A 12,103-nucleotide genomic window follows, 5' to 3' on the forward strand; every position below is an offset into this window, starting at 1 on the left:
AGAATGGCCGGGTGGCTGAGCAGAGCAATGGGGGCGTACGGCCGGCGCGACCGCACCACAAGCAGACCGAGGACGGTCGGCGGATGCGGGAGGTGCTGACCTACACCCGCCGGGGCAGCCGGTTCACCCCGAGGCAGCAGGCCGCCTGGGACAGGTACGCCGAGCGGTGGGTGATCCCCGACGAGGCGGTCGACGACCCCGACTTCTCCTGGGCCCGCTGGTTCGGCCGCGACGCCCCGCTGGTCGTGGAGATCGGCGGCGGCGTCGGCGAGGCCACGGCGGCGCTCGCCGCGGCGCGGCCGGAGGTCAACGTGCTGGCGCTGGAGGTGTGGCGCCCGGGCGTCGCCGAGGCGCTCGGTCGCGTCGCGGAGGCGGGCGCGACCCAGGTCCGCTTCTGCGGCGTGGACGCCGTGTGGACCCTGGAGCACCTGATCGCGCCCGACTCGATCAGCGAGCTGTGGACCTTCTTCCCGGACCCGTGGCACAAGACGCGGCACCACAAGCGGCGGCTGGTCAACCGGGAGCACGCCGCCATGATCGCCTCCCGGCTGGCGCCCGGAGCCCTGTGGCGCCTCGCGACCGACTGGGCCGACTACGCCGAGCAGATGATCGAGGTCCTCGACGCGGAGCCGCGGTTGGAGGGCGGAGTGGTCGAGCGCTGGGCCGAGCGGCCGGTGACGAAGTTCGAGCGCAAGGGGATCGCGAAGGGCCGCGCCATCACCGACCTGGCGTACCGACGCGTCACCTGACATTAACGCCGGCGTCGCGGCGTGGCGCCCGAATCGGCCCGCCTCCCGGCGTACTTTCCGAGTCAGTGGCAGGTGGGGAAGCCGGCCACATCGGGAGGCCGAACGTGACGAACCACGAACGCGCATCCCGGTCCGTCTACCAGGGATAGGGCCGGGTGGCCCCTGGGGGCGCGCGGTCCGGTGAGGTGAGTCGTGGGAAACGTTCACGATGAGGCACAGACCAGCACGCAGCGCCGTACCTATGTCCTCGACACCAGCGTCCTGCTGGCCGACCCGGCCGCCCTGCGCCGGTTCGCCGAGCACGAGGTCGTCCTGCCGGTGGTCGTGATCACCGAGCTCGAGGGCAAACGCCATCACCCCGAGCTCGGGTACTTCGCGAGAAGCGCACTGCGGATGCTGGACGAGATGCGGGTCAGCCACGGTCGCCTCGACACGCCGGTCCCGGTCGGCGACGACGGCGGCAGCGTCCGCGTCGAGCTCAACCACACCGACGCCTCGTCCCTGCCGTCGGGCTTCCGTCTCGGCGACAACGACACGCGGATCCTCGCGGTCGCCCGCAACCTCGCCGACGAGGGCCACGACGTCACCCTGGTCTCCAAGGACCTGCCGATGCGGATCAAGGCGTCCGCGGTGGGCCTGGCCGCCGAGGAGTACCGCGGCGAGACCATCAGCGACTCCGACACCGGCTACTCCGGGATGGCCGAGATGGAGGTCGGCGCCGCCGATCTCGACGAGCTGTACGACGACGGCACGCTCGACCTCGCCGACGCCCGCGACCTGCCCTGCCACACCGGCCTGGTGCTGCTCTCCGAGCGCGGGACCGCCCTGGGCAGGGTGGGCCCCGACAAGCAGGTGCACCTCGTGCGCGGCGACCGCGAGGCGTTCGGCATCCACGGGCGCAGCGCGGAGCAGCGGGTCGCCCTGGAGCTGCTCCTCGATCCCGAGGTCGGCATCGTGTCGCTGGGCGGACGGGCCGGCACGGGCAAGTCGGCGCTCGCGCTGTGCGCCGGGCTCGAGGCGGTGATGGAGCGCCAGCAGCACAAGAAGGTCGTGGTCTTCCGGCCGCTGTTCGCGGTGGGAGGTCAGGAGCTGGGCTACCTGCCCGGCTCGGAGTCGGAGAAGATGTCGCCCTGGGCCCAGGCGGTCTTCGACACCCTCGGCGCGCTCACCTCGCGCGACGTGGTGGACGAGATTCTCGACCGCGGGATGCTCGAGGTGCTGCCGCTGACGCACATCCGTGGCCGGTCGCTGCACGACTCCTATGTCATCGTCGACGAGGCGCAGTCGCTGGAGCGCAACGTGCTGCTCACGGTCCTCTCGCGGATCGGCGCCAACTCCAAGGTGGTGCTCACCCACGACGTCGCCCAGCGCGACAACCTCCGGGTCGGGCGCCACGACGGCGTGGTCGCGGTCGTCGAGAAGCTGAAGGGCCACCCCCTCTTCGCCCACGTCACCCTGACCCGGTCCGAGCGTTCGCCGATCGCCGCGCTGGTGACCGAGATGCTGGAGAACGTCGTGGTGTGAGCGTCAGGTCCGGCCCGAGTGACACTCGTGTGACGGATGTGATCGACGGTGCTGACGGTTCGCGAGAGGTCGGGGGAAATCCGCGGTTCGGTTTGCGTGAGGTCTCCGGGTCAGGCAGGGTGGTCGCTGGCCGCCGGTGGTGATGACAGCGAGTCGGGCCCGATCGGGCGGTGGTCACCCCCCCCCCTGTCGTCGAGCCCGGATCCGAGCACTTGTCGAACAACGCGCCGCAGCCGCCGAAGAGGCGAGCGCCCAAGCACCGTGGTGCGCCCAAGCACGCTCACATCGCCCGGGCTCCTCGCACGGCGGCGCGCAACGTCATCGTCCTCTCCTCCGTCGCGGTCGCCGTGACCGGCGCCTCGGTGGTCGCCGGCCTCGCCGGCCAGCAGGCGGCCCCGGCCGCCGCAGGCGCGGGATCGGCCGACCTCGACGCGATCGCCAACGTCGGCGCCGCCACGGCCGCCGAGGGCGCGACCGAGCGCCGGGAGCCGGTGATCTCCCGCGACGACCTGCGGCCCGAGGCGGTGCCGGCGAAGTCCGCCGGCCTCGACGGCTCCCGCACCGCCGCGATCACCGACAGCCGGGAGCTGTCCGACTCCGACCCGCGCGACATCGCCCGGGCGCTCCTGGGGGAGTTCGGCTTCTCGTCCAGCCAGTTCGGCTGCCTCGACTCGCTGTGGACCCGTGAGTCCAACTGGCGCTGGAACGCCGACAACCCGACCTCCAGCGCCTACGGCATCCCGCAGGCGCTGCCGGGCTCGAAGATGTCCACCGCCGGTGCGGACTGGGCGACCAACCCGGCCACGCAGATCCGCTGGGGCCTGGGCTACATCAAGGGCCGGTACGGCAGCCCCTGCAGCGCCTGGGGCCACAGCCAGGCCCGCGGCTGGTACTGAGCGCGCCACGCCGGGCCGCCGGGTCGGCCGGGTCCACGCTGCGGCGGGGTCGCGGGTGCATGATGCCTTCATGGACGGGACTCGGGTGTCCCGTACGACGTGAGGAGCCGCGCCATGCTCTGGACCATCATCGTCACCCTCGTGGGTGGCACGATCATCGGCCTCATCGGCAAGGCGGTCGCGCCGGGCGACCGCACGAAGTTCCCGTTCTGGCTCACCGTGCTGTGCGGCATCGTGGGCATGCTGCTCGGCAGCCTGCTCTACTGGGTGCTGGTCGGCAACAACAACGGCCCGTTCGACGGCCACGAGGCCACGTGGGACAACGCGACCAACGGCATCGACTGGTGGCGTCACGTGTGGCAGATCGCCGTGGCGGCCGTCGCGGTGATCGTCGCCGCGGCCCTCACCGGACGCCGGAAGGTCTGACCGGCCCGCGGCGGGCCGGCGTCACGGCCGGGTCATCGACGCCAGGTCCAGCGCGGCGTCCAGCTCGGCGAGGGTGAGCTCGCCGCGGTCGACGTACCCCAGCGCCAGCACGGTCTCGCGGATCGTGCTGCCGGTGGCGAGCGCCTGCTTCGCGACCTTGGCGGCCGCCTCGTAGCCGATGTGCTTGTTCAGCGGTGTCACGACGGACGGCGACGAGGCGGCGTAGCGCAGCATCCGCTCGGCGTCGGCGGTGATGCCGTCGACGCACCGCTCGGCGAGGGTGACCGACGAGCGGGCGAGCAGGCGGATCGACTCGAGGACGTTGCGGGCCAGGACCGGCATGGCGACGTTGAGCTCGAAGCTGCCGCTTGCGCCGGCGGCGGTGACGGCCGCGTCGTTGCCGATCACCTGCATGCAGACCATCAGGGTCGCCTCGGGGAGCACGGGGTTGACCTTGCCGGGCATGATCGAGGAGCCCGGCTGCAGGTCGGGCAGGTGGATCTCCGCGAGACCGGTGGTCGGGCCCGAGCCCATCCAGCGCAGGTCGTTGCAGATCTTGGTCAGGCCGACGGCGATCGTGCGCAGCACCCCGCTCAGCTCGACCAGGGAGTCACGGGTGCCCTGCGCCTCGAAGTGGTCGCGCGCCTCGGTGAACTCCTGCCCGGTGGCCTCGCTGAGCGCCGTGATCGCGGCGGCCGCGAAGCCGGGAGGCGTGTTGATGCCGGTGCCGACGGCGGTGCCGCCGAGGGGCAGCTCACGGACCCGGGGGAGGACGCCGGCGAGCCGCTCCCCGGCGTACCGGACGGTCGCGGCGTAGCCGCCGAACTCCTGGCCGAGCGTCACGGGCGTGGCGTCCATCAGGTGGGTGCGGCCCGACTTCACCAGGCCGGCGAACTCCTCCGCCTTGGCCTCCAGGGACGTCGCGAGCCGGTCGAGCGCCGGCAGCAGGTCGTCGACGACCGCCAGGGCCGCGGCGACGTGGATCGCGGTCGGGAAGGTGTCGTTGCTCGACTGGCTGGCGTTGACGTGGTCGTTGGGGTGCGCGGTGACGCCCGCGCGGTCGCACAGCGAGGCGATCACCTCGTTGACGTTCATGTTCGAGCTGGTGCCGGAACCGGTCTGGAAGACGTCGATCGGGAACTGGTCGTCGTGTCCGCCGTCGGCGACCGCGCGCGCCGCGGTCGCGATCGCGGCGCCGAGCGCCGGCTCGAGCACGCCCAGGGCGACGTTGGCCGTCGCCGCGGCCGCCTTCACGTGGCCCAGCGCGTGGATCAGGGCTGGCTCGATCGGTGTCCCGCTGATCGGGAAGTTCTCGACCGCGCGCTGCGTCTGGGCCCGCCACAGGGCTGCTGCCGGGACCTGGATCTCGCCCATGGAGTCGTGCTCGATGCGGAAGTCGCTCACTCCTCGAGCCTACCGACACCGCTGATTGGATTGTTCTAGTACGATACGAACATGTTGCTCCGCGTGGACCCGGCCAGCTCCCTGGGGTTGGCCGAGCAGATCGCGGCCCAGGTGCGTGCCGCGGTCATCGACGGCAGCCTGCGCGGGGGCGACAAGCTGCCGCCGGCGCGGGAGCTGGCCGCGGCGCTCGACGTCAACATGCACACGGTGCTGCGCGCGTACGCCGCCTTGCGCGACGAGGGGATCGTCGACCTGCGTCGCGGGCGCGGCGCGCACGTGCGCAGCGACCTCGCCGAGCCCGACCGCGAACGCGTCGCACTGCGCCGCGAGGTACGTGACCTGCTCGCCCGCGCCACCCGCATCGGCGTCACCCCCGACGAACTCGTCGACGAGATCCGAAAGGCCCTCCCATGACCCGCATCCGCCCGCTCCTCGCCGCCCTCGTGGCGCTCCAGGCTCCGCTCTGGGTCGCCGGGGTGGGCCTCGCCCTGCGCGACGACGTCCCCGATCCCGTGCCGACCCACTGGGACCTCGCCGGGGACGTCGACGGCACCCTCGCCCTGGCCGGCTTCACCGCCGCGGTGGCCGCCGTGGTCGGGCTGGCGGCGCTGGTGGCGCTCGGTCTGGTGGCCGCGTCCGCCCGGCGCGCGCCCCTGGCGGCACTGGGCGCCGCGGGCGCCACCTGGCTCGCGTGGCTCCCGGCGGCGCTCTACGCGGCGACGCTGTTCGCCTCCGCCGACGTCGCACGGGCCGAGGAGGTCCGGCTGCCGGTCCTGCCGATCCTGCTCGCCACCCTGCTGCCGTTCCTCGCCGCGCTGGTGGTCCACCGGCTGCTGCCGGGACCGGTCGGGTCCGGCCGCCCGGTGCCGGTCGCGACGGCCTCGCTCGCCCTCGCCGACGGCGAGCGGGTGGTCTGGGTCGGTCAGGCGAGCTCGCGATCCCTGCTGGTGGTGGGCGTCGTGCTCGGCCTCGGCACGGCCCCGCTCTGGTTCGCGGTCTGGCCCGCCGCCGTGGCCGCGGGCCTGGCGGCGATCGCGGTGGCCTGGGTCCACGTGGTCACGGTGCGCGTCGACGACGCGGGCGTCGCGGTGTCCTGGGGGCCGGCCCGGTGGCCGCGGGTGCGGATCGACCTGGCCGACATCGCCTCCGCCGCGACCGGAGACATCGAGCCCCTCCGGTGGGGAGGCTGGGGCTACCGGCGCAGCACCCAGGGGCGCGCCGCGGTGGCCCGCCGCGGGGAGGGGCTCGTGCTGACGCTGCGCGACGGTCAGCGCTTCGCCGCGACCGTGGACCGGCCCGAGCCGGCGGCCGAGCTCGTGAACGCGCTGGTGGTGCGGCTCGAGGCTAGTCGAACAGCTCGCTGAGCCAGGACTCGCGCTTGCGCTTCTTGTAGTACTTGTCGTCGTAGCGGCGGCGGTCGTCGTACTGCTGCTGGGGGGCGCGGTAGCCGTCGTACTGCGGCTGTTGCGGCGCGGCCGGCTGCGGCGGCGCGGGCTGCGGCATCCCGACGGAGCGGTCGATGATCTTGTCGAGCTCGCCGCGGTCGAGCCAGACGCCCCGGCACTGGGGGCAGTAGTCGATCTCGATGCCGTTCCGCTCGCTCATCACCAGCGTGGACTCGTCAACTGGACAGCGCATACCCGGTCAACGGCCCGCGGTGGCCGAGGGTTCCCGCCCGGCGGACCCGCAGCTCGCCGTCAGTCCTCCCAGGGCGGGGTGTCGTCCATCTTGCGGTAGTACTTCGCGAGGTGGCTCTTCACCCGGTCGACGTCCTCGCGCGGCAGGTCCACGCCGCCCCGGCCGCCCTGCAGGACGTTCCCGGCCGCCATCACGCCGCGCGGGACCACCTTGAGGGTGTCGTCGACGATGTCGGCCACGAGCAGCTTGTACGCCGTGAAGTTGTCCTTCTCGTCGGCGTCGTACCACAGATGGGCGTCGCGGTACCTCTCGTTCGGCTCGTCCTCGGCGCCGGCCCAGCGGCGGACCCGCTTCTCGGCGGCGTCCCCGTCCCAGGCGCGGTCGCGGTCGGCGAGCGGCAGGTCATGGAATGCGGTCACAGCCATGCCCGGGCCGTACCCCGCCCGTGGAGCCCTATTCGGCCGAGCGCACCCGGATCCCGGAGACGGGCACGGTCACGGTGCCGCCCGGGTCGGTGAAGAAGTCGTTGCCCTTGTCGTCGACCACGATGAAGGCGGGGAAGTCCTCGACCTCGATCCTCCAGACCGCCTCCATGCCGAGCTCGGGGTACTCGATGACCTCCTGGCTCTTGATGCAGTCCTGGGCCAGCCGCGCGGCCGGGCCGCCGATGGAGCCGAGGTAGAACCCGCCGTACTCGTCGCACGCCTCGGTGACCTGCTTGGAGCGGTTGCCCTTGGCGAGCATGACCATCGAGCCGCCGGCGGCCTGGAAGGACTTCACGTAGGAGTCCATCCGCCCGGCGGTGGTCGGGCCGAACGAGCCGGAGGCCATGCCCTCGGGGGTCTTGGCGGGACCGGCGTAGTAGACCGGGTGGTTCTTGAGGTAGTCGGGCATCTCCTCGCCGGCGTCGAGGCGCTCCTGGATCTTGGCGTGCGCGATGTCGCGCGCGACGACGAGCGGGCCGGTGAGGGAGAGCCGCGTCTTGACCGGGTACGACGACAGCTGGGCGAGGATCTCGCTCATCGGCCGGTTGAGATCGACCTTGACCACCTCGCCGCCGGAGATGTCCTCGGCGACGCCGGCGTCGGGCATGTACTGCGCCGGGTCGGTCTCGAGCTGCTCGAGGAAGACGCCGTCGGCGGTGATCTTGCCGAGCGCCTGGCGGTCGGCCGAGCAGGACACCGCGATCGCGACGGGGCACGAGGCGCCGTGGCGGGGGAGCCGGACCACCCGCACGTCGTGGCAGAAGTACTTGCCGCCGAACTGCGCGCCGATGCCGAAGGACTGGGTGAGCTTGAAGACCTCCTCCTCGAGCTCGAGGTCGCGGAAGCCGTGGGCGCTCATCGAGCCTTCGGTCGGCAGGTTGTCGAGGTAGTGCGCCGAGGCGTACTTGGCGGTCTTGAGCGCGAATTCCGCGCTGGTGCCGCCGATGACCACGGCGAGGTGGTACGGCGGGCAGGCGGCCGTGCCGAGCGAGCGGATCTTCTCGTCGAGGAACTCCAGCATCCGCTTCGGGTTGAGGATCGCCTTCGTCTCCTGGAACAGGAAGGACTTGTTGGCCGAGCCGCCGCCCTTGGCCATGAAGAGGAACTTGTACTCGGGCTTGCCGTCCTTGGACGGGGTGGAGTAGATCTCGATCTGCGCCGGCAGGTTGGTGCCGGTGTTCTTCTCCTCGTAGGTCGTCAGCGGGGCGAGCTGGCTGTAGCGGAGGTTCAGCTTCGTGTAGGCGTCGTACACGCCCTTGCTGATCCACTCGCCGTCGTCGGCGCCGGTGAGCACGCCCTCGGACTTCTTGCCCATGACGATCGCGGTGCCGGTGTCCTGGCACATCGGCAGCACGCCACCGGCGGAGATGTTGACGTTCTTGAGCAGGTCGAGCGCCACGAAGCGGTCGTTCCCGGACGCCTCGGGGTCGTCGATGATCTTGCGCAGCTGCGCGAGGTGGGCCGGGCGCAGGTAGTGGCTGATGTCGTGCATCGCCTCCGCGGTCAGCCGCTGGATCGCCTCGGGGGCGACCTTCAAGAAGGTGCGCCCGTCCGGTCCCAGAGTCGTCTCGACGCCCTCCTTGGTGATCAACCGGTAGGGCGTGTCGTCCGTGCCGGTGGGGAGGAGGTCGGAGTAACGGAACTCAGCTTCAGCCACGGCCACCGAGGATATCGCCGCGGCGGAATGCACGAGGGGCCGGGCCGCCTGCTGGCGACCCGGCCCCTCGTGACCGGCGTGGAGCGCGATCAGTAGATGATCGTGCTGGCCTGGCCGATCTCGATCACGGCGCCGACCGGGAGGCCGGCGGTCGAGGTGTCGAGCGTGATCTTCAGGGCGTAGATCTGGTTGGCCCGGATCGACTTGTTGACCACCTGCTTGTTGATCTCGACCTTGCCGAGGTTGGCGATCTTGAGCGTGGTGTTCGGGGAGACGTCGATCGGGATCGACTTCCCGGCGATGACCAGGTTGACCAGCGTCATCTTCATGCTGCCGGTCCACTGGGTCCCGACCCGCTTGCCGCTGGCGCTGACCCCGATCGCGTCGGCCTTGATCAGGCCGCCGAGGAGGTTGAGCCCGGCCAGCTGGTTGGTGTTGACGATCTCCGCGTCCTTGCCGTTCTTGCTGGACGTCGACGTCGAGGTGATCGCGCCGAGGTTGAGCAGGCCCGGCACCGTCACGCTCGCGGTGCTGTTGCGCAGGGTGCGTCCGCCGCTGGAGGAGAACGGGACGCCGATCTGCGCGGTCGGGTCGCTGACGATCTTGATGTCGGAGCCGACGTTGGCGGCGATGCGGGTGCCGTAGGCGTTGCCGCCGAGGATGGCGCCGGCGTTGTCGTTGACGTGGATGAGGCCCTGGCTCACCGGGTTGACGAGCACGGTCGTGCCGATGTCGAAGCCGCCGATCGGCTTGAGCAGCTGCACCGCGAGCGCCCAGTTGACGGCGATCGCGCCGTTGCCGTCCTGGCCGGACATGTCGTAGTTGAGGCTGACGGTCGCCACGCCGGGGACGGTCACGGCGAAGTTCTTGGGGATCTTCACCGGCAGGTCGACGCCGATGATCTTGATGCCCAGGAGGTCGGAGTTGCCCGTGTGGGTGACGGTGCCGTCGGCGTGGCCGGTCGTGACCGAGGTGGTCTCGATGGCGTCGACCTTGATCAGGCCGTTCAGCAGGCTGACGCCGGCGGTGCGGGCCCAGGAGGTCAGCGTGGTGCCGGCACTGGAGTAGTCGGCCGCTGTCTTGGTCTGGGCCGCGCCGATGGTCAGCAGCTGGCTGACCTGGCCGCCGACGGTGCTGTTCTCCGAGACGCGGGAGAAGTTGCCGCCGGACACGCCGGTCTGGGCGGTCAGGTCGGACTGGACGACGCCGCCGACGGCCTTGACGTAGGTTGCGCCGGTCGCGGCGTTGTAGGCCCAACCGGTGGTCTCAGCCGCTTGAGCGGGTGCCGGAACGGCGAGCAGGCCGACCCCCATCAGAGTGAAGGCGACCAAGGAGACGAATTTCCGCACGTTCACGGGACCCCATTCCCATCCGTGTTGACTGTATGAATTTGCCCCCCAAGCAAACCACCTTCCGGGCACGCCGAGCGGGCCGGGAGGTGTTCCCGAGAGGAAACAACGAGGAATCGCCCAGAATGTCACGGCTTGGGCATAAACGGGCGAGAATGGTCGTTCCTCCGGCGTGCACGTCTACGACGGGGTGGTGATCGGGGCAGGTCAGGCCGGGCTGTCGGCGTCCTTCCACCTCACCCGGCTCGGCGTCGACCATGTCGTGCTCGACGCCAACCCGCGGCCCGGCGGCGCATGGCAGCACCGGTGGGACTCACTGTCGATGCACGACGTCCACGGTGTCGCCGACCTGCCCGACGCGCCCGCGCCCGGCGACTCCGTCGAGCGCGCGAACGTCGTCGTGCCCGCCTGGTTCGGCGACTACGAGCGCAGCCACCACCTCCCCGTCGTCCGGCCGGTCCGCGTCGACGCGGTGACCGACGACGAGGGCCTCCTCGTCGTCCGCGCCGGCGAGCGGCGGTGGACGACGCGGACGCTCGTCAACGCGACCGGCACCTGGACGCGGCCGTTCATCCCCGCCTACCCGGGTGCCGAGACCTTCCGCGGCGAGCAGCTGCACACCTCGGCGTACCCCGGCGCCGCGCACTTCGACGGCAGGCGGGTCCTCGTGGTCGGCGGCGGGGCGTCGGCCGTGCAGTTCCTCGGGGAGCTGGGGCCGCGGACCGACGTCTTGTGGGTGACCCGTCGGCCCCCTGTGTGGCGCGACCACTTCGACGAGAACGCCGGCCGGCGCGCGATCGAGCTCGTCCAGGAGCGCGTCCGCGCCGGGCTGCCTCCGGCGAGCGTCGTCAGCGTGACGGGGCTGGCGCTGCGTCCCCAGGAGCAGGAGGCCGCGCGACTCGGCGTCTACGAGCGACGCCGCCCGATGTTCGCGCGGATCGAGCGCGACGGCGTGCGCTGGGCGGACGGCTCCTTCGAGCCCGTCGACGTGATCTTGTGGGCGACCGGCTTCCGGCCGGCGGTCGGGCACCTCGCACCCCTGCACCTGCGCAGCGAGCACGGCGGGATCGCCCTGCTGCAGAGCGGCGCGGACGTCCAGACGGCGACGACGGCGCTGCGCGACCCGCGGGTGCAGCTGGTCGGCTACGGCCCGTCGGCCAGCACCATCGGGGGCAACCGGGCCGGGCGTGCCGCGGCCCTGGCGGTCCGACGCCACCTCCTCGAGCACCCCCTGGAAGTCGGCGACGAGCGTGCGCTAGCGTGACGCCCGACCACCCACGGGAGTCCGCGGCAGCGGGCTGAGAGGGAGCTGACGCCGCTCCGACCGTCACACCTGATCCGGGTCATGCCGGCGAAGGAACGGACACGATGAGCGCATTGCCCCTTCCCAGGCTCTCCTGCCTGGTCTCGCACGACGACGACCTCGCGCTGCTGCCCGCGCTGACCGCGGCCGGCGTCGACGGCTTCCAGATCCGCGACAAGGCGCTGCCGACCGGCGCGCTGGTCACTCTGGTCCGGGCGGTCCTCGCCGCGGTCCGGCCGGCGGGTGCCACGGTCGTGGTCAACGACCGGCTGGACGTCGCGCTCGCCGCCGGCGCCGACGGGGTCCATCTCGGCGGCGACGACCTCGCCGTCGCCGACGCCCGGCGGCTCGCTCCCGGCCTGCTGATCGGTGCCACCTGCCGGTCGCGGGCGGAGGTGCTCGCCGCCGCGGCCGACGGAGCGGACTACGCCGGCTTCGGGCCGGTGTTCGCGACCGACTCGAAGCCCGGCCTGCCCGTCCCGCTCGGCGTCGCCGCCGTCACGGCGGCCGCCGGCCCGCTGCCCCTGGTCGCGATCGGCGGCGTCACCGCGCGCACCGCGGGCGAGGTCCGGGCCGCCGGCGCGCACGGCGTCGCCGTGATCGGCGCGATCTGGCGACATCCCGACCCCGTGGTGGCAGCGAAGGAGCTCGTCGCGGCGGTGGCCTGAGATG

General features: G+C 72.0%; 13 protein-coding genes. 8 read left to right on the forward strand and 5 right to left on the reverse strand.

Annotated features, from left to right (window positions below; all coding sequences use genetic code 11):
• Positions 1–11 precede the first annotated feature (11 nt).
• The 4 genes from trmB to ACPZVR_RS21165 all read left to right on the forward strand — a co-directional run bounded on the left by trmB (position 12) and on the right by ACPZVR_RS21165 (position 3,595).
• Positions 12–749 carry a tRNA (guanosine(46)-N7)-methyltransferase TrmB gene (gene trmB / locus ACPZVR_RS21150; RefSeq protein ID WP_436701661.1) on the forward strand — a complete coding sequence of 246 codons (738 nt, stop codon included), beginning with the start codon at positions 12–14 and terminating at the stop codon, positions 747–749.
• A 192-nt stretch (positions 750–941) separates the two neighbouring features.
• A complete protein-coding gene (gene phoH2, locus ACPZVR_RS21155; protein ID WP_436701662.1) occupies positions 942–2,273 on the forward strand; it encodes an RNA 5'-3' helicase PhoH2 in 1,332 nt (443 codons plus the stop codon).
• 170 nt (positions 2,274–2,443) lie between these two features.
• Positions 2,444–3,169 carry an aggregation-promoting factor C-terminal-like domain-containing protein gene (locus tag ACPZVR_RS21160; RefSeq protein WP_436701663.1) on the forward strand — a complete coding sequence of 242 codons (726 nt, stop codon included), beginning with the start codon at positions 2,444–2,446 and terminating at the stop codon, positions 3,167–3,169.
• A 114-nt stretch (positions 3,170–3,283) separates the two neighbouring features.
• Complete coding sequence (locus ACPZVR_RS21165; RefSeq protein WP_436701664.1) at positions 3,284–3,595, forward strand: hypothetical protein; 312 nt, start codon at positions 3,284–3,286, stop codon at positions 3,593–3,595.
• A gap of 21 nt (positions 3,596–3,616) precedes the next feature.
• Here the strand turns inward: ACPZVR_RS21165 and ACPZVR_RS21170 are convergent, their stop codons facing one another.
• The gene (locus ACPZVR_RS21170) at positions 3,617–4,999 is read right to left on the reverse strand and encodes a class II fumarate hydratase (protein WP_436701665.1); all 1,383 of its coding nucleotides are present in this window, start codon (positions 4,997–4,999) and stop codon (positions 3,617–3,619) included.
• A gap of 51 nt (positions 5,000–5,050) precedes the next feature.
• Here ACPZVR_RS21170 and ACPZVR_RS21175 point away from each other — a divergent pair, with 51 nt between their 5' ends.
• Positions 5,051–5,413 carry a GntR family transcriptional regulator gene (locus ACPZVR_RS21175; RefSeq protein ID WP_436701666.1) on the forward strand — a complete coding sequence of 121 codons (363 nt, stop codon included), beginning with the start codon at positions 5,051–5,053 and terminating at the stop codon, positions 5,411–5,413.
• On the forward strand, positions 5,410–6,363 hold the full coding sequence (locus tag ACPZVR_RS21180; RefSeq protein ID WP_436701667.1) for a hypothetical protein: 954 nt from the start codon (positions 5,410–5,412) through the stop codon (positions 6,361–6,363). Before ACPZVR_RS21175 ends, ACPZVR_RS21180 begins: the two co-directional genes overlap by 4 nt.
• Here the strand turns inward: ACPZVR_RS21180 and ACPZVR_RS21185 are convergent.
• The 4 genes from ACPZVR_RS21185 to ACPZVR_RS21200 all read right to left on the reverse strand — a co-directional run bounded on the left by ACPZVR_RS21185 (position 6,344) and on the right by ACPZVR_RS21200 (position 10,110).
• Positions 6,344–6,637 carry a TFIIB-type zinc ribbon-containing protein gene (locus ACPZVR_RS21185; RefSeq protein ID WP_436701668.1) on the reverse strand — a complete coding sequence of 98 codons (294 nt, stop codon included), beginning with the start codon at positions 6,635–6,637 and terminating at the stop codon, positions 6,344–6,346. The two genes, ACPZVR_RS21180 and ACPZVR_RS21185, sit on opposite strands and share 20 nt — an antisense overlap.
• 59 nt (positions 6,638–6,696) lie before the next feature.
• On the reverse strand, positions 6,697–7,062 hold the full coding sequence (locus tag ACPZVR_RS21190; protein WP_436701669.1) for a hypothetical protein: 366 nt from the start codon (positions 7,060–7,062) through the stop codon (positions 6,697–6,699).
• 28 nt (positions 7,063–7,090) lie between these two features.
• A complete protein-coding gene (locus ACPZVR_RS21195) occupies positions 7,091–8,779 on the reverse strand; it encodes a fumarate hydratase (RefSeq protein WP_436701670.1) in 1,689 nt (562 codons plus the stop codon).
• An 89-nt stretch (positions 8,780–8,868) separates the two neighbouring features.
• The gene (locus tag ACPZVR_RS21200) at positions 8,869–10,110 is read right to left on the reverse strand and encodes a choice-of-anchor P family protein (protein ID WP_436701671.1); all 1,242 of its coding nucleotides are present in this window, start codon (positions 10,108–10,110) and stop codon (positions 8,869–8,871) included.
• A gap of 190 nt (positions 10,111–10,300) precedes the next feature.
• Here ACPZVR_RS21200 and ACPZVR_RS21205 point away from each other — a divergent pair, with 190 nt between their 5' ends.
• Positions 10,301–11,392 (forward strand): NAD(P)-binding domain-containing protein, encoded by a 1,092-nt coding sequence (locus ACPZVR_RS21205; RefSeq protein WP_436701672.1) that lies wholly within the window; start codon positions 10,301–10,303, stop codon positions 11,390–11,392.
• 104 nt (positions 11,393–11,496) lie between these two features.
• Positions 11,497–12,099: a thiamine phosphate synthase gene (gene thiE / locus ACPZVR_RS21210; RefSeq protein ID WP_436701673.1), complete on the forward strand. Its 603-nt coding sequence runs from the start codon at positions 11,497–11,499 to the stop codon at positions 12,097–12,099.
• Positions 12,100–12,103: the final 4 nt, after the last annotated feature.

The sequence above is a fragment of the Nocardioides segetis genome (genome assembly GCF_051390595.1).
In the GTDB taxonomy this organism is placed as follows: domain Bacteria; phylum Actinomycetota; class Actinomycetes; order Propionibacteriales; family Nocardioidaceae; genus Nocardioides.

Excerpts from the sequence above, each read along its gene's own strand:
- ACPZVR_RS21165 (WP_436701664.1), top strand. The coding sequence starts at position 3,284 with ATGCTCTGGACCATCATCGTCACCCTCGTGGGTGGCACGATCATCGGC.
- ACPZVR_RS21175 (WP_436701666.1), top strand. The coding sequence starts at position 5,051 with ATGTTGCTCCGCGTGGACCCGGCCAGCTCCCTGGGGTTGGCCGAGCAG.
- ACPZVR_RS21180 (WP_436701667.1), top strand. The coding sequence starts at position 5,410 with ATGACCCGCATCCGCCCGCTCCTCGCCGCCCTCGTGGCGCTCCAGGCT.
- ACPZVR_RS21185 (WP_436701668.1), bottom strand. The coding sequence starts at position 6,637 with ATGCGCTGTCCAGTTGACGAGTCCACGCTGGTGATGAGCGAGCGGAAC.
- ACPZVR_RS21190 (WP_436701669.1), bottom strand. The coding sequence starts at position 7,062 with ATGGCTGTGACCGCATTCCATGACCTGCCGCTCGCCGACCGCGACCGC.
- thiE (WP_436701673.1), top strand. The coding sequence starts at position 11,497 with ATGAGCGCATTGCCCCTTCCCAGGCTCTCCTGCCTGGTCTCGCACGAC.